The sequence below is a fragment of the Mucilaginibacter sp. RCC_168 genome (assembly GCF_041355315.1).
GTDB lineage: Bacteria > Bacteroidota > Bacteroidia > Sphingobacteriales > Sphingobacteriaceae > Mucilaginibacter.
The window spans coordinates 29,155-50,868 of record NZ_JBFUPN010000008.1; the positions used below are offsets into that span (position 1 = coordinate 29,155).

The 21,714-nt window shown below is 40.3% G+C and carries 10 protein-coding genes; 2 read left to right on the forward strand and 8 right to left on the reverse strand.

The window, feature by feature from the left end:
• Positions 1–13 precede the first annotated feature (13 nt).
• Positions 14–418, forward strand: coding sequence for a hypothetical protein (locus tag AB6735_RS08855; protein WP_370995570.1), 405 nt, complete (start codon positions 14–16; stop codon positions 416–418).
• A gap of 81 nt (positions 419–499) precedes the next feature.
• A complete protein-coding gene (locus AB6735_RS08860) occupies positions 500–6,100 on the forward strand; it encodes an alpha-2-macroglobulin (protein WP_370995571.1) in 5,601 nt (1,866 codons plus the stop codon).
• A gap of 90 nt (positions 6,101–6,190) precedes the next feature.
• On the opposite strand, the gene AB6735_RS08865 is transcribed toward AB6735_RS08860, so the two are convergent.
• From AB6735_RS08865 to AB6735_RS08900, 8 genes are all read right to left on the reverse strand, one after another.
• On the reverse strand, positions 6,191–6,793 hold the full coding sequence (locus tag AB6735_RS08865) for a porin family protein (RefSeq protein ID WP_370995572.1): 603 nt from the start codon (positions 6,791–6,793) through the stop codon (positions 6,191–6,193).
• A 187-nt stretch (positions 6,794–6,980) separates the two neighbouring features.
• The gene (locus AB6735_RS08870; RefSeq protein WP_370995573.1) at positions 6,981–8,411 is read right to left on the reverse strand and encodes a TolC family protein; all 1,431 of its coding nucleotides are present in this window, start codon (positions 8,409–8,411) and stop codon (positions 6,981–6,983) included.
• Between the two features lie 10 nt (positions 8,412–8,421).
• Positions 8,422–9,099 (reverse strand): ABC transporter ATP-binding protein, encoded by a 678-nt coding sequence (locus AB6735_RS08875; RefSeq protein ID WP_166086706.1) that lies wholly within the window; start codon positions 9,097–9,099, stop codon positions 8,422–8,424.
• Positions 9,100–9,346: 247 nt separating this feature from the next.
• Positions 9,347–11,719: an ABC transporter permease gene (locus AB6735_RS08880; protein WP_370995574.1), complete on the reverse strand. Its 2,373-nt coding sequence runs from the start codon at positions 11,717–11,719 to the stop codon at positions 9,347–9,349.
• A 95-nt stretch (positions 11,720–11,814) separates the two neighbouring features.
• Positions 11,815–14,193: an ABC transporter permease gene (locus AB6735_RS08885; RefSeq protein WP_370995575.1), complete on the reverse strand. Its 2,379-nt coding sequence runs from the start codon at positions 14,191–14,193 to the stop codon at positions 11,815–11,817.
• 43 nt (positions 14,194–14,236) lie between these two features.
• On the reverse strand, positions 14,237–16,627 hold the full coding sequence (locus AB6735_RS08890) for an ABC transporter permease (RefSeq protein ID WP_370995576.1): 2,391 nt from the start codon (positions 16,625–16,627) through the stop codon (positions 14,237–14,239).
• A gap of 62 nt (positions 16,628–16,689) precedes the next feature.
• Positions 16,690–19,107 (reverse strand): ABC transporter permease, encoded by a 2,418-nt coding sequence (locus AB6735_RS08895; RefSeq protein ID WP_370995577.1) that lies wholly within the window; start codon positions 19,105–19,107, stop codon positions 16,690–16,692.
• 173 nt (positions 19,108–19,280) lie between these two features.
• Positions 19,281–21,686 (reverse strand): ABC transporter permease, encoded by a 2,406-nt coding sequence (locus tag AB6735_RS08900; RefSeq protein ID WP_370995578.1) that lies wholly within the window; start codon positions 21,684–21,686, stop codon positions 19,281–19,283.
• Between the last annotated feature and the right edge of the window lie 28 nt (positions 21,687–21,714).

The following is a 21,714-nucleotide window of genomic DNA, read 5'->3' on the forward strand; positions in this document are numbered from 1 at the left end:
CAACTAATAAAACATGATAAAAGACCTTCCCGAAAATAACGTACAGGATATTGCAGTAGCGGTTGCATTGGAAAGTGAGAATATAGAAAGCAAAGTATGGTATGTGTATCTCATCAACCTCAAGAATGAGCCCATCGAGAATGTGCTGGTTACCTCAAAAGGTTATGGCGAAAAAGACGGTGTACAGGTAAAAACATCAACGCTGCGCCACATGTTCCCTCAAGTTCCCGGGCAGGCGTTTAAGCTTATTGAACCTATTGATGAGCAAACATTCGGTCTTAATAACGAATACTGGCTCAGCTACTATATAGGCAAGAATATTTACGATAAAAAATTCATTTTTTTACCTGAAAGCATCGTTGAAATGAATTTCATTAAGCTCCCGGTGTTAAATAAACCCGGTGTTATGATATTATAATTCCCCGTAAAATAAGTTTTCCGTTTAATTATTTATTCTCATAAATTTTATAATTTACATGACTATAAATAAACCTATTCCATGGAGAACGGATATACCAGATTCCGCAGACGCAAAAGTATCATTACTATAGGCGCGTCACTTGCACTCATCTTATTAGTTGTATACATTATTGCCAATGGCCGTAAAAAAACGGCAGTCGATCCAGCATTTAACAAGTATATCGAATCATATACTACTGGGGTTATCTCAAAAGAAAGCACAATCAGAATACGCTTAGCCGGGCAGGTACAGGTTACTCATCAGCAAAACGAACAGCTGAGTGATGATCTCTTCGATCTTTCCCCCTCAGTAAAGGGTAAAGCTTATTGGGTGGATTCCCGGACAATTGAATTTAAACCAGCAGGAAAACTTGAGCCAGAAAAAAGTTATACGGTTGATTTTGACCTGGGTAAATTAATCGAAGTACCGCATAAATTTGATCATTTTAAGTTCGGCTTTCAGGTAGTAAAGCCCGACTTTAACGTAAGCTTTAATGGCTTAACAACCGCCACAAATACATCTATTGACGAAATGAAGCTGGACGGTATTATCCAAACCGCCGATACAGAAAACCCAGCCCTGGTTGAAAAACTATTGACCGTTAATTACGATTTTCCCGTAAAAATAAGCTGGGAGCATAATACAGGTACCAAAGCACATCATTTTAAAATAACCGGCTTAAAAAGACAATCGAACAAGGTTACACCAGTTACTATTAACTGGGATGGCAGCAGCCTGAATGTTGACAAAAAAGGCAACCAACACTTTGATGTACCCGCTATAGGCGATTTTAGAGTATTGAATATACGGGCCGTGCAGGATAATGACCAATATGTATTGGTGCAATTTTCTGATAATATACTGGTTGGGCAGGAATTGAACGGCCTTATAAGCATCAACAACATTACCGACCCTGCTTATACCATTGACGGAAGCACAGTAAAGTTATATTCTCCTGAAAATCTTGAGGGCAATTACAGCATCGTTGTAAATGAAGGTGTTGAAAATATATCGCACAAAAAAATCACCAAAACGTATACTGCCAGCGTGTTTTTTGAAAACCGGCTACCGGCTGTGACCATACCGGGCAAAGGCGTTATCCTCCCCGATTCCGGTAAATTAATGATGCCTTTTGAAGCGGTGAACTTGAATGCCGTTGATGTAAGCATCATTAAGATATACGAAAGCAATGTACCGCAGTATTTCCAGAGCAATGGTTTTGATGGCGCTCAGGAACTACGCCAGGTGGGTAAACCAGTGGTTCAAAAAACCATCAGGCTTGATAATGATAAAGGCCTGAACCTGAATAAAAAGAACCGCTTTATGCTCGATTTGGATCAAATGATCCGCACTGAGCCAGGAGCTATTTATCGTGTAGTGATCGGTTTCAGAAAAGAATATTCGCTGTATAACTGCAGTATCGCCGGAGCAGGTGTAAAAAGCGACAATGGTGATGATGATGTATATAATGAAGGCGAATATTATAATGATAACAGTAAGGTAAATGACGAAGACGATGACTTTTGGTCGCGCTATGATAACTTTTACCCCGAGGGTTATAACTGGCAGGACAGAAATAATGCCTGTACCCCATCCTATTTTACCAAAGAGCGCTGGGCAACACGCAATATTATAGCTTCTAACATCGGTCTTATTGCCAAGCGCGGTACCAATAATAGTATGCTGGTAGCTGTCACTGATATTTTAAGCGCTCAACCGATGAGTGGTGTGGATCTGGAACTGTTGGATTATCAGAAACAGGTGATCTACAAAACTACATCCGGCGGAGATGGTATTGCAAAATTTGATCTGAAGCGTAAACCATATTTGCTGGTGGCCAAAAAAGGCGCTCAGCGGGGCTATTTAAAGCTGGACGACGGCAGTTCCTTGCCCCTTACCCGCTTTAATGTAGGCGGCGAAGAAGTACAAAGCGGCCTCAAAGGCTTTATCTATGGAGACCGCGGAGTTTGGCGTCCGGGCGATTCCATATATGTATCTTTTATATTGGAGGATAAACTAAAAACATTGCCGCCAGATCATCCGGTTCAGTTTGAGTTATATGACCCTAACGGTAAATTATACAGACGTATCACTAAAACAACAGCGTTGGATGGCTTTTATAGCTTCCATACCGCTACAGAAACCTCATCACCCACTGGTAACTGGATAGCTAAGGTAAAAGTTGGCGGGGCTTTGTTTGAAAAGAAGATCAAGGTAGAAACCATTATGCCAAACCGAATGAAGCTAAGTCTTTCATTTGGTGGGGCTGCCGAGCTAACCAAAGGCAACAATGCCAATGGAAAACTGAGCGCACAATGGTTATTTGGCGGGGCCGCGCAAAATCTGAAAGCTAAGGTCGACGCCTTTTTAACACCCCAAACCACAAGCTTCAAAAAATATGGGGATTATGTTTTTGACGACCCAACACTGGCCTTCAACACACAAACCCAAACTGTATTTGACGGTAAGTTAAGCGCAGATGGCGTTGCGGATGTAGATGCCAATATCAATGTAGAAAAACAGGCCCCGGGGCAGCTAAGGGCTAATTTCCTGGTTAAAGTATTTGAACCCGGAGGCAATTTCAGCATTCAGCAAACTACGCTGCCTTATAACGTATATCCGGGCTATGTGGGCATTAAAACACCCCAAGGCAGCGAGCTTTCGGGCATGTTGGTTACGGATAAGGATCATCAGGTTGATATAGCCGATGTAGATGTACATGGTAACGCACTGACCGGTACCCGTACCGTTCAGCTGGAACTGTACAAAGTACAATGGCGTTGGTGGTGGGATCAAACCGGCAACGAAACAAGCAATTTTACGCAGGATAAATATAACAAGCTTATTAAAGCGGCTACCGTACAGGTTACTAACGGGCAGGGTAAATGGACATTACGTGTACCTAAAGCCGATTGGGGCCGTTACCTGATTAAGGTAAAGGATGAGCAAACAGGACACTCCACCGGGAAATTCATTTATGTGGATTGGCCAAACTGGTCGGAAAGGTTACAGCAAACCAACCCTACCGAAGCGGCGATGCTATCGTTCACCTCTGATAAACCCAGCTATAAAGTAGGCGAACAGGCCACGTTAACTATACCAACCGCTGCTGATGGCAGGGCGCTGATCAGCTTTGAAAACGGCAGCAAAGTTTTAAGAACTACCTGGATAGACACCAAAAAAGGTCAAACCCAATACCGCTTTACGGTTGATGAAACCATGACTCCCAATGTATTTGTGAACGTTACCTTGTTGCAAAGACATTCGCAAACGGTTAACGACCTGCCTATCCGTATGTATGGGGCTATTCCTTTACAGGTTGATAATCCGGAAACCATTCTAAAACCGGTGATCAGCATGCCTGATAAGATACGTCCCGAAACACAGTCGGCCATTACCGTATCCGAAGCATCAGGCAAGGAAATGACCTATACCATTGCCATAGTTGACGAAGGCTTGCTGGATATCACCAATTATAAAACACCAAACCCGCATGAGGCTTTTTATGCCCGGGAGGCGCTGGGTGTAAAAACCTGGGATCTGTTTGATTATGTGATAGGTGCTTTTGGCGGCGGTCTGGAACGTATTTTAAGCATAGGTGGCGATGGCAATCTGGGCACCAACAAAAACGTGTCTGTAAACCGTTTTAAACCCGTTGTAAAATTCCTGGGGCCATTTCACCTGGACAAAGGCGAAAAACAAACTACGCCCTTTAAACTGCCTCAATATGTAGGTTCTGTTAAGGCTATGGTAATTGCCGGGCACGATGGCAGCTATGGTTTTGCTGATAAAGCCGTCGCCGTTAAAAAGCCATTGATGATATTAGCCACATTACCACGTGTGCTTGGCCCTACAGAAAAAGTGCAATTACCGGTTACCGTATTCGCTATGGAACCTAATATTAAAACGGTTACTGTATCCGTACAATCAAACGCGTTCAGTAACCTGGCAGGTAATAATTCAAAAACCATAACTTTTGCTAAAACAGGCGATCAACTGGTTACATTTGATTTGGATGTTAAGGATTTTGTAGGTGTAGGCAAGGTAAAGATCATAGCCAAAAGTGGTTCAGAAACTGCTGCTTATGATGTGGAACTGAATGTACGCAATCCTAATCCGCCGGTAACACGCATGCTGGAAAAGGAACTTAAACCAGGCGAGATCTGGAATACAGCATATCAGGCTGTAGGCATCAGTGGCACCAATAAAAATACGCTTGAAATTGCCTCTATACCGCCATTAAACCTAAGCAAACGGCTCGATTACCTGATAGCCTATCCACATGGTTGCGTAGAACAAACCACGTCTTCGGCATTCCCGCAATTGTATCTTGGGCAACTGCTTGATCTTTCACCTATTCAAAAGGCCGAGGCCGAACGAAATATCAAAGCAACTATCAACAGGCTCAACGGCTTCCAGGTACAGGGTGGCGGCTTGAGCTACTGGCCTGGTTATGGCGATGCGGATGAATGGGGAACCAATTATGCCGGACATTTTATGCTGGCAGCCCAGGCCAAAGGTTACAGTTTGCCTATTGGTTTTATGGAGCAATGGAAAAAATATCAAAAACAAAAAGCGCAAACCTGGGCGCCGGATCCGCATAAATTTTATGGTGATGATCTGAACCAGGCCTATCGCCTGTATCTGCTGGCCTTAGCCGGTGCACCAGAGTTAGGGGCCATGAACCGGCTCAGGGAGTTTAAATACATCAGCATAGAGGCTAAATGGCGTCTGGCAGCAGCTTATAAACTTGCCGGGCAACCAGAGGCTGGCTTAAAAATGGTAATCAACTTGCCAACTACCATTAAACCATACAACACTATGTATGGCACTTATGGGTCTGATCTGCGCGATGAAGCCATGATCCTGGAAACACTTACACTGCTCGGGCAGCAGCAAAAAGCAGCGGGCTTATTGCGTACTGTAGCCGCAAGATTATCACAGGACGACTGGTATAGCACCCAAACCACGGCTTACTCCCTTATTTCCATAGCGCAATATTGCGGGCAAAACAAGTCTGCCAGCAAGCTTACCTTTAGCTATGATGGCGGTGTTTCAAAGGGGAATATCAATTCGGCCTCTTATATGTGGCAGGCGGGTTTGGCTGCAAACGGCGGGAAAGTGATGGTTAAAAACAACGGCACCAACAAGCTATATATAAGACTGATACAAAAAGGTCAGCCATCATCCGGCCTTGATGTAAAAACCTTTATTGATCCGCAGGTGATGGAAATGAGGGTTGGTTACTTTACTATGAGTGGCAAACCCGTTGATCCAACAACATTAAAACAAGGTACCGATTTTGTAGCGCAGGTAAATATCAAAAATCCGGGCAGGCGTGGCCGGTATGATAATCTGGCCCTAACACAAATATTCCCATCGGGCTGGGAAATACTGAACAGCCGGATGCTGAACAATGATGAGGTATTTAAATCATCTCCATCCGACTACAGGGATGTTCGAGACGACCGGGTGAATACTTACTTTAGTTTAGTGGAAGGTAAAGAAGTTACCTACTATGTGATGCTGAATGCCGCTTACGCCGGTCATTATTATCTGCCGGCAGTTTATTGCGAAGCCATGTATAACAACTCCATCAACAGCCTGATCAAAGGACAATGGGTTGATGTGGTAAAATAAGCAGGATGATTATTTAAAAAAGCTTATTGAATTTACACAATAAAAAGACCCGCTGAATGGCGGGTCTTTTTACTTTAAGATCGATTTTCTTTATAGTGAAAATAGCTTATAAGCCAATGCAAGACTAAAAACATTTACACGGGTATGCGAATTACCATCACCATAAGCAATCTTATTTAAACCACCCTCATAACGTAAATCAACAGAAAAACTGCTGATATCAACACCGGCGCCTATCTGAAAGCCATAGTTGGCACTTTTGTAATTTAAGTGAGTGGCTTCACCAGCAGATTCCGCAAAACTTTGATTTTTATCTACAGCAAACGAAAGTACAGGTCCACCGTAAAAACGGCCACCCAAACCAAATGCACCTATTTTTCCGCCCAACAACAGTGGTACATCAATACTGGTGAATTTAGCCTTGTTCTCAGGTTCGTTAGCAGCATTTACATTAATATTTTTGCTGGTAAGATAAAGCTCGGGTTGGAAATTAAAACCTAAACCACCTACTCTGGCCCAAAAACCTGCCAGATAACCAGCACGGTTATTATTATTAAATACTCCGCTTGAAGGAAAAGAAGCATAGTTTAAACCACCTTTTAAACCAAAAGAAAAGTTGGGTATTATTTGGGCAGAAGCAATACCAATAGTGAATAAGCAGATGCTTAAAGTTAAGATAATTGTTTTTTTCATGTTTAGCGTTGTTTTTAAGGTGATTGATGTAAATATGTTAAAGTTGCTTTAAACTAACAGTTTTATAATTAGCAATATCCGGCGTATAATGTTTTATAATTTTATATAAAACATTATACGCCGGATATCAGGAATTAAAATCTGGGAATAAAAGTATAAATTTTTTACAGAATCAGTATATCTCTATTTACCAGGTCAGTCGCCCCATGTAATAATCAAGTACTTTATTATAGATATAACAATCGTACCGGGCATTAATAAGATTGATGTTGGCCTTATCAAAATTATTTTTGGCTACCACAAAATCAACTGAGGTAAGTACACCCGCATTGAAACGGATCTCTGCTGTTCTGAACGATTCTTTATAAGCTTTAACCTGTTCTACTAACACTTTATACCGGTTATATGCCAACGTCATGTTAACATACGCTTGTTCTACATTTTGCCGCAAAACGTTTTTGGTGTTTTCTTCTACATATTTTGATTCCTGCAGATCAATTTTAGCCAGTTTTACCTTATTCCGATTTTGGAAATAGTTTAAAATCGGCAATTTTAAAGTAACTCCAAACTGGGTGCTATAGTTATTTTTAAACTGGTCATAATAACCTATATTCTTGAAAGTATTAGTATACTCTGTTGTATAAACTGTGCTCTTGCCCGTAGGGGTATTAACAAACTGCTTGGTTGGCACTATAGATGAATCGCTAACTGTCGAATTCTGTGCAGCGCTTGAATAATTTGTAATTACCCCTCCAAATAATGAGATTGAAGGCGATAAGGCGCCCTTGGCAACTTTTACACCTTTTTCGGCACTTTGGCGTCTTAATTCAGCTGCTTTTACATAAGCCAATTGTTTTAGCGCTGTATCGAAGATCTGGTCGGCATTTTCTCCGCTTTGTGCAGCAACATCGGCTACACTTATAGGTTCCAATTTAATGTTTCTGTTATAAGGGATATTCAATATCTGCACCAAACTTAATTTAGATGCTTCCAGGTTATTTTTGGTGGTCACCACATTAAGTTCATTATCGCCGTACTGACCTTTCAAATCATACAAATCAGAAGGCAGTTTATTAGCGCCATCCTTTTCTAATATTTCTAACCTTTCAACCTGCTTTTTGGATACATCAAGCTGATTGTAAGCCTGGGCTAAAAGTTCGGTATTATCTAAAACTAAAAGATAAGCGGTTATCACATTAATAGTTACCAGGTCTTTTGCCTGTTGAAAATCCATTTTACCAGCCTGATAAGCCAATGAGGTTTGCTTAATGGCATTCAGGTTCTGCAAACCACTAAACAGGGTTAAACCGGCATTTAAGCTATAATTACCAGAAGTATATGATTGCGTCACATAACTATTGGTAAACGGGTTGATACTACGGCCACTGTTAAGGCTATGATCTACCTGGCCGTTTAATGATGGCAGCAAATTATCTTTGGCCTGCTTATAATTTACTCCCAGGCGCTGCATATCCAACTCACTTTTCCTTACATCCAGATTATTTCTGATAGCAACATCTATACATTGCCTTATAGTAGTTAGTGTATCTGTTTGAGCTTGTGCGTTAATAGCCGATAAGACTATTAAACCAAAAAATATAAATTTAAAATATCGCATTAGTATATGATCAGAGTTGTTTTGAGGATTCGATTTTACCATCTAAAAGATTAATGATACGCGAACCATATTCAGCATTTTTCTCAGAATGCGTTACCTGGATAATAGTAACCCCATCCTCCTTGTTAAGCTTACGGAATAATTCCATGATCTCCTCCCCTTGTTTGGAATTGAGGTTGCCGGTAGGCTCGTCTGCTAATAACAATTTTGGTTTGGCAATCAGTGCACGGGCTATACCCACTAATTGCTGCTGCCCGCCGGATAATTGCGCAGGGAAAAGATCTTTTTTACCTACAATATTAAAACGGTCTAATATATCAGCCACCATGGCTTTACGCTCAGCGCCTTTGAAATCCTGATAAATTAATGGTGTTTCGATGTTTTCATAAACGGTGAGTTCATCAATTAAATGATAAGCCTGAAAAACAAAGCCAACATATTGTTTGTATAATGCGGAGCGCTGTTTCTCTTTCAATTGATGCACCGCATGACCTGCAAAGTAATGGTATCCTTCAGACGGTTCATCAAGCATGCCTATAATGTTAAGTAATGATGATTTACCTGAGCCCGACGGCCCCATGATAGATACAAACTCGCCTTCATCAATTTCAAGGCTAAGATCATTAAGTACAAAATTTTTAAGTCCGCTTACCTGGTAGTATTTCGAAATATGTTGGAGTGATAGCATTTTAAGTATTTATTTTTGATTGGTACGTATTTGTTTTTGTTTAAAAATATCAATTCAATTCTGCCAATCAAGTATCAATAACATACCAAAATATCAATTATCTATAAATCAATGCTTTATATCTAATAAGCTCTATGAATACTGTTCGCTTATGTAACACGGAGCGTACGGTTATGATACAATAAAAAAGCCGGAAACTTAAAGCAGAAAGCCAAAAGCCCTTTGCCCTAAGTTTTCGGCTTTATGCTTATTCGCTTCTTAAACTTTTTACGGGATTGGCTATCGCCGCTTTAATAGCCTGGAAGCTGATGGTTAAAAGTGTAATGGCTATTGCTGCCACAGCCGAAATAAGAAAAACCCCCGGCCCTATACTTATACGGTAGTCATATTTCTGCAGCCAGTTCTGCAAAAAGTATAAAGCCAGCGGCGATGCAATAACGCAACTGATAATAACCAGCAATACAAAATCTTTGGACAGCAAAAACCACAGTTGGCTCACCGTAGCGCCTAATACCTTACGTACGCCTATTTCTTTAGTACGCTGTTCTGCTATATAAGCAGCGAGGCCAAATAAGCCCAGGCACGATATAAAAATGGCTAAGCCGGCAAATATGCCTGATAATTTACCAATAAGCAGTTCCTGACTGAATTTGCGGTTATAATCATCATCAACAAAGTGGTAGGTAAATGGGTAAGCAGGATTGTATTTAGTAAAAATCTGATTGATCTTTTCAATAGCATTATGCGGGTTTACGTTTGGTGCCAGGCGATAAATAATATTATCCTGCGGATAAGTGCTGTAAACAAACATCGTTGGATCTGCCTTGGCGAATGGTGAAGTCATTAAAGCATCTTTCGTTACACCGATGATCTTCATCTTATTTCCGTTATACTGTATGATCTGACTGATGGGGTCTTTTAATCTTAAGCGTTTAATAGCTGCTTCATTAAACATCAAATTTAAAGTATCTGCAGCAATGCCAGTGTACTCCCTGCCTTGCTTCATATCCATACCCAAAGTTTTAAAATAATCACTTGTGATAAAAACCACCCCCATTTCAACTGTTTCACCTGCTAATTTGCCTGGCCAGTTGTCAATATCATTGTGCAGATAAATATCAGTAGCCGGACTTGAAGCCTGAGTTATATTTTGAACGGCTCCACTTTGTAATAATTCGTCTTTCAATGCCTGATAGTTTTTACCCAGATCACTATTTGAATTGGTAGTTACCAAACGATTAATATTATAACCAGAAGGCCGGTTTCGCGCATACTGGATCTGTCTGTAAATTACAATGGTACCAATGATCAATGCAATTGAACAGCTAAATTGCATAACTACCAGCATCTTTCTTGAAAATGAAGCGGAGCGCCCTACTTGTATAGTCCCTTTCAGTACTTTAACCGGGTTAAATGAAGACAAATAAAATGCGGGTCTGCTGCCTGCAATAAGAGCAGTAAGTAACACACAGGTAATTGTTATTAACCAAAAAGAAGCACGCTGAAAGGGTATGCTAATGGTTGTGCCTGTAAGCGCGTTAAAAGGTGTTAACGCAATTTGTACAAACAGTATCGAAAAGAAGAATGCTATAAATGTAATGATGGTTGATTCTGTTAAAAACTGAAAAATCAAATGTTTACGCTGAGAGCCGATAGCTTTACGTATACCTACTTCCCGCGCCCGTTTTTCAGACCGTGCGGTTGTGAGGTTAATAAAGTTAATGCAGGCGATCATTAGAACCAAAATTCCGATTATACTAAAAAGGCGCACATACTCAATAAAGCCACCGCTGGCTACTCCATTTTTCCATCCATTGAACAAATGCCAATCATGCATGGGCTGTAAAATAACTTCGGAGTTTTTGGCATTGATGTTATTTTCCCCTTTTTCCATGTTTTTTATCTTCGGTGCTAACTGGCTATATGCAACTCCCGATTTAAGCTTTACGTATATCAGAAAAGCGTTATCGCCGAAACTTCCGTTACGCGCCTGTTTTACATAAGGTTGGGTTGCCTCCATGTAAGCGAAGGGTATGAGGTACTTAAATTGGAGAGAAGAATTACCCGGCAGATCTTGCAGCACACCGGTCACTTTTAAATTATCCTTATTATCAATCTTAACTGTTTTGTTAATAACATCTACAGAACCAAACAAAGCTATCGCGGTGGCTTTTGTCAACACAATAGAATATGGATCTTTTAGTGCATCTTTCATATTTCCCCGCAACAAGGGGTATTGAAACATTTTTAAAAAATCGCCCCCTACCTGCGAACCATTCAGGTAAAACTTTTTTTCACCCACCATTAAGCCATGTGAGCCATTACCATCTGTTTCGGCAGCGTATTCTATTTCAGGATAATTGTTCCGAAGTGCATCAGCCAATTTTAAGGATGTACTGCTAAAGGTGAGTGTTTCGCCATTGCTGTTAAAATTGCGCCAAACCTGATACAGCTGTCCATAATTAGGCAAGAATTTGTCATATGAATACTCGTTGTTTACCCAAAGGGCAATAAGCAACGCCACAGCCATTCCTCCGGCAAGCCCTAAAATATTAATGGCGCTGTAAACCCTGTTGTTTACCAAATTTCTCCAGGCTATTTTAAAATAGTTTTTGATCATAATAGTTGAAATTCTAAACACTAAAGAGAAATTCTAAACTCTAATTATTCTTTATCAAAGCCTTTTACCTTTAAGTTTTCACCTTTTACCCGATTTTATTCGTTCCGTAAGCTCTTTACCGGATTAGCCGAAGCCGCGGTTATTGAACGATAGCCTACCGTAATAGACGCAATAATGAATGTTGACAGGATAGAGACCAGGAAAATACCGGGGCCAATACTGATACGATATTTAAAATCCTGCAAATAATTGTGCATTGCCCACCAGGCCAACGGTGCTGCAACTATAAAAGCAATAAGCAATAAGTAAGTAAACTCCTTACCAAACAGCCATAATATATTTATAGTATTGGCACCTAATACCTTACGAACCCCAATTTCTTTGGTTTTGCGAACAGCCATAAACGATACCAGACCATATAAACCCAGGCAACCAATAAGGATAGCAATACCCGCAAATCCTTCAACTAATTTTAGTTGTATATTATCCATCTCATAAAACTTCCCGACGCTATCATCAAGGAATTGGTATGAGTATAATTCTTCGGGAAAAGTTTCGTTCCATATTTTTTCAAGGGCTGGTAATGTTGTTTTGGCATTACGCATATTAATTTTAACAGCCAGAGTGGAATAGGACCGGTAATCAGGCATGATACAGATCGGCGATATTTCGGTATGAAATGAATAGTTGTAAAAATCTTTTACAACCCCCACAATAGGCGCTGTAGTTGATCTTCCATTTACCGACAGCATTTTACCTATTACATCCTGAGGTTTAAGATTAAGTTTTTTTACAAAGGTTTCATTTACCAAAAATTCACGTGTAGTGTCGGCCGGAAAAAAGTTACGCCCGGCTACCAGCTTCACTCCAAAGGTAGCAAGGAAGTTCTCGTCACCTGGTTTTGTATTGATACCCCAGTGCTCATCCTCGGCCCTTTGATTGAAACGAACATCGGTACTATTATTGGATTGAGCCGCCGGCGCCTTGTAGCAATAGGATGATTTTTCGACGCCCTGCACTTCATTAACGCGATTGCGCATGGTACTTAGCTTAACCTTATCATTCTGTGGAACAGGCAGTAACACAACAGCATCTTTATTAAACCCAAGATCAGTGTTTTGCGAATAATGCAATTGCGATACAATAATTATTGCGCCTATGATCAGCACTTGAGAAATAGAGAATTGAGTAACTACCAATATACGGCGTAACGAAAATCCACCCACATGCTTTTGCGAAAGTTTGCTTTTAAGCGCCAATATGGGCTGAAAGCGTGCTAACACCAAACCCGGATATGATCCTGATAAAAATACGACCAATATGCTTATCAGCACAAGAAACGCTATATACTGCGAAGGCTTAAACGCCATTTGTGAGTGAAATAAATTGTTTATTACCGGTAACGTAAGAAATGATAAACCTATAGCCACAATAACCGCTACAAGGGTAATTAAAGCAGTTTCGGCAATAAACTGCCAGAATAACTGACGTGGGAGGCTGCCTAAAACCTTTCGTACGCCTATCTCTTTGGCCCGGTTCAAGGCTTGAGCTGTGGCTAAATTAACAAAGTTCACGCAAGCAGTAATGATCAGGAACAAACCTATAAAGAATAAAGCCCATAGGTATTTCTTGTCGGCATACCCATCCAGATCGGCATTGAAGTGAATATCTGAAATCGGTTGTAACTTAAATTTCCATACCTGTAAGTCGCGACCTTTATAGTGTTTTTTTACAATATCCGCCATAGCGTTATTAGCTCTGGCTATTGTGGTAGATGGCTTTAGTAAGGTAAATACTTCGCTTCCACTAAAAACACCGCCCCAATTATCCTCGCGTCTTTTGTCTGTATATTCATCCATGTTGCCATAAGAAACATATACCTGCTGCTTACGATCGGTGTTGTTAGGCAAATCTTTCAAAACGCCGGTAATGGTGAAATTAACTTTATTATCCAGGCGAATAACTTTTCCTATTGGATCTGCATCACCAAAATACTTTCGGGCGGTTTTTTCGGTCAAAATAGCCTCTCCGGGCTTCACAAGGATCGTTTTTATATTCCCTTTTAGCAGCGGGAAATTTAAAATACCAAAATATTCCGGCTCGGTAAAGGCTACTCCATCCTCTTCGTTAAATTTTTTGACCTGATTGCCCTGTGTTATAGTGATCAGGTTATCATGAAAGCTGATCACACGGGCTGTTTTTTCTGCCAGTGTAAAATCATTACGAAAGGTTTTCCCCAAAGGCTGCGGTACCCCCTGCGATCTGCCGATGCCATCATCATGCCATTCTGTATATAAACGATAAATCCTGTCTGAGTTTTTATGAAAATTATCAAAGCTCAGATGGTAAGTGATCAGGGTGAAAATTAAAATGCCACAGGTGATCCCCAGGGCTAACCCAACAACACTGATAAACGCGTAAGCCTTGTTACGTTTTAAATTACGCCAGGCTATTTTAATATAGTTTTTGATCATGATGATATAAATTCTAATTTCTAAATCTTAATTGGACAAATGCTTATTCACTGCGCAAGCTTTTTACGGGGTTGGTCAACGCCGCTTTTATGGCCTGGAAACTAATAGTGGCTAAGGTGATTATAATGGCTGCGGCTGCTGATAATAAGAATACGCCAGGGCCAATTGTTATACGGTAATCATACTTTTGCAACCAGTTTTGTAAAAAGTAAAAGGCTACCGGCGAAGCTATAATACAGCTTATACCTACCAATAAAATAAAGTCTTTTGACAGCAACAACCACACCTGTCCCACTGATGCGCCTAATACTTTACGAATACCGATTTCCTTTGTTCGTTGTTCTGCCACGTAAGCAGCCAATCCAAACAAACCAAGGCATGATATTAAAATAGCCAGGCCTGCAAATATTCCAGATAGTTTACCTACCAGTATTTCCAGGTTGAATTTATGATTGTATTCTTCGTCGACAAACTGGTATATATACGGATAAGCCGGATTGTAGGAATCAAATATTTTAGTGAGCTGTTTAATAGCCGCTTTCGTATCGGCATTGGGCGACAAACGGTACATGATATTATTGGCTACATGTCCGTGGCTAAAGATAGCCGGCTGAACCGGTGTAAAAGGCGATTCCATCAAAGCATCCTTTACCACCCCAATTACACGCACAGGCACGGTGTTACCATTCCAGGTGACCAACTGGTTTATGGGGTTTTTCAAGCCTATTCTTTTAACAGCGGCTTCGTTTAGGATAACACTGGTAGAATCAGCCGTCCAACTGTGGGTAAAATCCCTGCCTTCCTTAAGTGTCATTCCCAGGGTCTTAAAATAATCATCAGACACAAAAACAGCTGCAATATTCACCGCTTCGTCGCTTGCGCTTTTGCCCGGCCATTTATCCAGCGACATGTGACTGTATATGTTGGTAACCGGACTTGAGGCTGCCGCAACGCTTTCTACATATCCGCTGGCCAGCATATTATTTTTTAAGGCATCATATTTTGTATTGAGGTCGCCGCTCATATCAGTCATCATTAACCTGGCAGCATTATAGCCCGTTGGCCTGCCCTTGGCGTGTTGTATCTGCTGGTATACGATAATCGTACTGATGATCAATGCAATAGAACAGCTAAACTGCGTTACAACCAATATTTTACGAGGCAGTGACGCCGTCTTACCTTCCTTAATCGAACCTTTTAAAACCCTCACCGGGTTAAATGATGACAAATAAAACGCCGGCCTGCTTCCGGCCAGTAAGCCAGTCAGCAGCACGTAAAATATCATGACACTCCAAAATATTGGATCGGTATAGGGTATATGGATATCACTGTTAACCAATGAATTAAAGTATGGCAAAGCCAGTTGTACAAATAGTATCGAAAATAAAAAGGCTATAAAAGTGATCAGTACGGATTCGGCTAAAAACTGGATGATCAGATCCTTACGCTGAGAGCCTATAGCTTTTCGTACCCCAACCTCACGTGCTCGTCGTTCAGAGCGGGCGGTAGAAAGGTTCATGAAATTGATACAGGCAATAAGTAATACCAGTATACCAATGATACTGAACATCCTGACGTAATCAATAAAACCACCAACAGCTTTACCATTTTTAAAATCAGAGTATAAATGCCAATCTTTTAACGGGTGTAATATTACTTCAGGTTTTGCTGGCCTCATTTGCGGGCTATGCTCATATACCAGATTCTTGATCTTAGGCGCAATTTGTTCAGCTGTTACCCCAGGTTGTAGTTCTACGAAAGCATTGAAGGAATTATTTGTCCACGTGGTACGTGCATTTTTCATCCAGGTTTCTGTTTGCTCCTTAAAACTAAAAGGCGTCAGGAAAGTGAATTGCTTGGTAGCATTTTTAGGGATATCCTTTATTACCCCGGTTACTTTTAAATTCTGTTGATTATCAATACGGATAAATTTATTGATCGGATCGGCGTCGCCGAATAATGCTTTGGCGGTCGATTCATTTAAAACAATAGAATAAGGATCGGTTAAAGCGTTATTAGCATTTCCTTTAACAAAAGGATATTGAAATATCTTTAAAAAATCAGGCGCAGCTGCCCCGCCGTTCAGGTATAATTTTTTATCGCCAACCAATAACGAGTGCCATTGCCAGCCCACCCAATCTGTTTCGGCCACATACTTTATTCCGGGTATATCTTTCCGCAGTACATCAGCCAAAGGAATAGCCATGGCTGCTTGAGTATGCTCACCGTCATGTTGTGTAGTAAAGTTTAACTGAACCTGGTATAACTGCTTATAATTAGGCAAAAACTTATCATACGAGTATTCATTCACTACCCATAACCCAATAATCAGGGCAACAGCCATACCTGCTGCCAATCCTAATATGTTAATAGCGCTATAAATTTTATTGTTGACGATGTTTCGCCAGGCAATTTTCAGATAGTTCCTGATCATAATTTTTAAAATTTCTAAATCCTAAACCTTAAATAGCTACCTATCATGGCAATAGTTTTATGTTACTCGTTTCTTAAACTTTTAACCGGGTTTACCAGTGCCGCCTTTAAAGCTTTGTAGCCTACGGTCATCCAGGCTATCAGCACCGAGGAAACAATAGCCAGGATGAATACCCAAAGGCTTAATGATATCCGGTAGGCAAAATTTTGTAGCCAACCCGTCATCAGGTACCAGGCCGTTGGCATTGCTATAACAAATGAAATGGCTATCAGCACCATAAATTCTTTGGAGAATAAATAAATGATACTGCTTACCGATGCTCCCAATACCTTACGGATGCCGACTTCTTTGGTACGTTGAACAGCCATAAATGACACAAGACCGTATAAGCCCAGGCATGATATAAAAATGGCTATACCGGCAAATATTTTATAAACCAGGGCCATCTGGTTTTCTTGCTGATAGAAGGCTGCAATATTCTGATCCAGGAAATATCCGTTATAGGCGTATTCCGGATATGTAGTTTCCCACATTTTTTGGAGCTGTGCAACCGTTTTGCTCAAGTCATTGGTTTTGATCTTAATAGCCACCTGCGATTCATAGGCTTTCTGGGCCGATATAACAATTGGTTTTACGTTTTCGCGAAGAGAATTAGTTTTAAAATCTTTAACTACACCACTAATAGGTAAGATAGGTCCTGTACCCAGCCGGACAGTTTTACCTATGGCATCCTGGGCATTTTGAATACCCAATTTATGAATAAAGGTTTCATTAACAACCACCTGTCTGGCGGTATCACCTACATCATATCCCCTGCCTGCTGCAAAATGCAATTGATAGGTTTTGAAATAATCGGCATCGCCAAATTTCAGAAAAGTACTAAAACCCGGATCTTTAGTGGAATGATTAAAATAAAAGTTGGTGGCTGAATTGTTTTCAGATGATGGAGCATCCGATGAGAAACTTACCGACTCTACCTGCGCATTTTGCAATAATCGCTGTTTAAAAGAATCCATTTTACGCAGGCTAAGGCTATCTGTGTAACCGGGTATTACCAATACCGCGTTTTTATTAAAACCAAGATCGGCCTTATTTACAAAGTCCATCTGGCTTACCGCCACAATGGTACCGATAATGAGCAACTGCGATATAGCAAATTGTGCCACCACCAAGGCCCTGCGCAAAGGTATACCACCAATGGAAGCAGCTGTGATCTTGTTTTTTAAAGCTAACACAGGTTTAAAGCCAGATACAATCAAAGCCGGGTATATACCAGACAGCAGGATCACAGCAAACATTACTATTATCGAAAATACGATGTTATCAACAGTAAACAGCGCCGTGCTTTCAGGCACGCTGGCAATGTGTTTTAAATAAGGCATAGCCAGTTTTGCCACGATGAGCGCGAACAAGACCGACCCGATAACAATTAAGGTGGTTTCGCCTATAATTTGTATGACCAATTGTTTACGGGTACTGCCTAATACCTTGCGGATACCAACTTCTTTTGATCTGCCTACTGATTGAGCGGTAGACAGATTTATAAAGTTAATAGAAGCCATTACGATTATCAGTATGGCAATAAATGATAACGTGCGCAAGGTGGCCATACTCATGACATGATCACCTAAAGTATTGCCAAAGCGGGTGTCAAAATGGAGCAGGGCTAATGGTTGCGCGAAAATAAGTTTCCGCTTGGTACCCGTTGCATAATGTTTTTTGGTAAAAGATATAAGTTGGTTGTCTATATTATTAACAGAGGTATTAGGAATTAACATGAATACCTGGTGATTACTACTAATTGCGCCCCAGTCATTTTCGTAATAGTATTCTTTGGGGTGTTGTTTCCAGGTGATATATGATACCATTATTTTAAATGGGAAATCTGTGTTTTCCGGTTGGTCCTCAGTAATACCAGCTACTTTAAGATCAATCAGGTTATCCATTTTCAGGATTTTACCAATGATATTAGTCCAGTCGCCAAAGTATTTCACAGCAGTGCTTTTACTGATAACTACCGCGTTAGGTTCGGTTAAAACAGAGGGAGCCCCTGCAAGCCATTTAAAACTAAAAATATCAAAAAACTGAGGTTCGATAAATACAACTCCCATGCTTTCTGTGAATTTTTTATCTCCTGTATTTTTACCGGCGCTTATAGCAGGTACCGTGATCTGACTGCCATAACTGGAGTTTAATGCGGCGATCTTTGCTTGTGGAAAATCAACCCGTAAAGCATCTGTAGCTGGGGCGGGCAATCCCGGAGTATAACTAAAGCCATCCTCGTGAGTATGTTTAAGTACTATATGGTAAATGTTTTTAAAATTAGGCTGGCTCGTATCAAAGCTCATCTCATAGCGGATGATGATGAATATCAGCAAACAGGCAGAAATACCTAAAGTTAGCCCGGCTATATTGATGGCCGAATATCCTTTATGACGAATTATGTTTCTCCAGGCTATTTTAAAGTAGTTTTTCAGCATTTTTCGCAGTTTAATCAGCAATAGAGATTAAAACACATACCAAAATACCAAATACCTGTATATCAATACATTGTGTATTAATTTAAGAACAAGGTGTTCGTAAGTGTACAATACCTGTACGGTTATGATACAGTGCGTCTTAGATAAATTATCGCCGTAATTAGCAATATGCCCTATTCATCCCGTAAACTGTTTATCGGATTTGCCATTGCCGCTTTTATTGATTGGAAGCTTACCGTAATAAATGCTATTAATATGGTAAGTGCGGCAGTAACCGCGAATACCCACCATTGTATCTCAATACGATAAGCAAAATTCTGTAAATACTTGCTCATCATAAGCCAGGCTACAGGTGAAGCTATGACCACCGCAATAAATACTAATTTCAAAAAATCAACAGAAAGTAAAGTTGTGACATGTGTAACTGACGCGCCAAGAACCTTACGAATGCCTATCTCTTTGGTGCGCTGCAATGTTAAAATTGAAATAAGCCCTAATAAGCCTAAACAGCTTATAAAGATGGCGATAACCGCGCTTGATTTGATCAGTTTATTGAGCAGATCTTCCTTTTTATAAAAATCAGCTATCTGCTCATCCAGAAAACGATATTCAAAAACATGATCAGGGTAAACTGCCTGCCACTCTTTTTTGATGTGGGCCAATATTGTTGATGGATCATTTGAACTGATCTTAACGCCAATGTTTTGGTAAGCACTTCTGAATGTGGTAATATATTCAGGTTCAACTGCAGTATACAAAGATTTAGAATTGAAATCTTTAACTACGCCCACAATGGTACCCGGGTTATCTGAAAGATCACCGGCAGCAAGCCTGTGCCCGATAACTTGTTGGGGATCTTTTACGCCCAGTTTTTGAATAAGTTTTTCATTCACCAGATATTCTTTAGCGGTATCTCCTTCTGCCAGGTTTCGTCCGGCAATTAATCGTAATCCGAATGTTTTCACATAACCGGCATCGCCCATGATTGTTCTGCCCACAAACTTTTCCCATGGCCGGCTATCATATTTTATACTACCGCCTTTATCAGCAGTTGATGCCGGTGCCCGGTAGCAAAAGGAAACATCTGTAATACCAGGATAAGTTAATAAGTGATTGCGCAAAAAATCGGTTTTACTTTTGGTGTTATCAGGAACCGGCAACATTAGCACCGCGCTTTTGTTAAATCCAAGATCCGCGGTTTTGAGATATCTTACCTGTAAGGTGATCAGTATAGTGCTAATAATCAGCACCTGGGCTATAACATTTTGCACTACGATTAAACTTTTACGGGCCAACCCCGCCGACTTTGTATTTTGACCAAGCTGATTTTTAAGGGCATTTACCGGCTTAAAACGGCTCAACAACATAGCCGGATAAAAGCCTGCTGTTATAATAATAAGCACTAACAAAATAAGTACAAAAAATATTAGCCTGAGATCACTAATAAAATTAAGTGTTAAACTGGTTTGCAGCCAGTTATTAATTACAGGCAGCGTTATCCATACCCACAGTACAGATAATAAGGCTGCAAAGAAGGTAATACTGGCTGTTTCTGCCATAAACTGAAAAAATATAGCTGATGGAGTACTACCTAAAACTTTGCGTGTACCTATTTCTTTTGCCCGTTTAAAACTTTGAGCGGTGGCCATGTTTATAAAGTTAACACAGGCAATTACAATCAACAACAGACCTATCAACCCAAGGGTAACTAATAACGATCGCTGGATAATTCCGCTATAACGGCCGTCAAAGTGTACTTCGCTCAGGGGTTGTAATTTAAAATGAAAAGCATTTACCCTATGCCCCAAGTCCCTCACAGTCATTTTTCTGATCATGGTCTCTACACTTTGAGGTGAAATATGATCAGGCAGCAGAAAATAAACGGCTGTAGTTGTATTAATCCAGCCCCAATCGGTTTGCAACGGTTCCGCGACGTCCGGATAAATGCTTTTCAGGGTTGATAGCGATAAAAACATATCTGTTTTGATATCCGTATTTGCCGGGTGATCTTTTATGACACCAGTTATCTTAAAATTATTTTTATTATCGATCCTGATAGTTTTACCAATAACATCCTGGCTGTTGAAATATTTCTGGGCAAGGGTATGACTTAACACCATAGTATTAGGTTCGCTAAGTGCGTTGTTTTTATTGCCCTGCTCCCATTCATAATCAAACAGATCGAAAAAATGATTATCGGTTATAGCAACATTTTCATGTTCGGCAAATAATTGGGATGTAACGTTTCCTTGTTGTGTTACGGATATTGTTGTATTATGGATGCGTAAAACCGCGGTGGCTTCCTTAATTTGAGGAATATTTACTTTTGCCTTGAGCATAGCTAAAGGCGATCCCTGTTCAAATAAAACGCTGCCGTCATCTAAATGGAGTTCTGTTACAACCTTATAAAGTTGTTTGGCATCATGATGATAAGTATCAAAGCTAAGGTGATATGTTATAAACTGAAACAAAATTATACTGCAGCCTATTCCCAAGGATAAACCGAATATGTTGATCAGGGTATAAAATTTATGTTTCCGTAGATTGCGCCAGGCAATTTTAAAGTAATTACGTATCATATCACATTAGTTTTACGATAATAACTAA

Bases quoted from the DNA above. Each gene is read 5' to 3' on its own strand.
- AB6735_RS08895 (WP_370995577.1), bottom strand. From the start codon at position 19,107: ATGCTGAAAAACTACTTTAAAATAGCCTGGAGAAACATAATTCGTCAT.
- AB6735_RS08885 (WP_370995575.1), bottom strand. From the start codon at position 14,193: ATGATCAAAAACTATATTAAAATAGCCTGGCGTAATTTAAAACGTAAC.
- AB6735_RS08880 (WP_370995574.1), bottom strand. From the start codon at position 11,719: ATGATCAAAAACTATTTTAAAATAGCCTGGAGAAATTTGGTAAACAAC.
- AB6735_RS08855 (WP_370995570.1), top strand. From the start codon at position 14: ATGATAAAAGACCTTCCCGAAAATAACGTACAGGATATTGCAGTAGCG.
- AB6735_RS08870 (WP_370995573.1), bottom strand. From the start codon at position 8,411: ATGCGATATTTTAAATTTATATTTTTTGGTTTAATAGTCTTATCGGCT.
- AB6735_RS08865 (WP_370995572.1), bottom strand. From the start codon at position 6,793: ATGAAAAAAACAATTATCTTAACTTTAAGCATCTGCTTATTCACTATT.
- AB6735_RS08860 (WP_370995571.1), top strand. From the start codon at position 500: ATGGAGAACGGATATACCAGATTCCGCAGACGCAAAAGTATCATTACT.
- AB6735_RS08900 (WP_370995578.1), bottom strand. From the start codon at position 21,686: ATGATACGTAATTACTTTAAAATTGCCTGGCGCAATCTACGGAAACAT.
- AB6735_RS08890 (WP_370995576.1), bottom strand. From the start codon at position 16,627: ATGATCAGGAACTATCTGAAAATTGCCTGGCGAAACATCGTCAACAAT.
- AB6735_RS08875 (WP_166086706.1), bottom strand. From the start codon at position 9,099: ATGCTATCACTCCAACATATTTCGAAATACTACCAGGTAAGCGGACTT.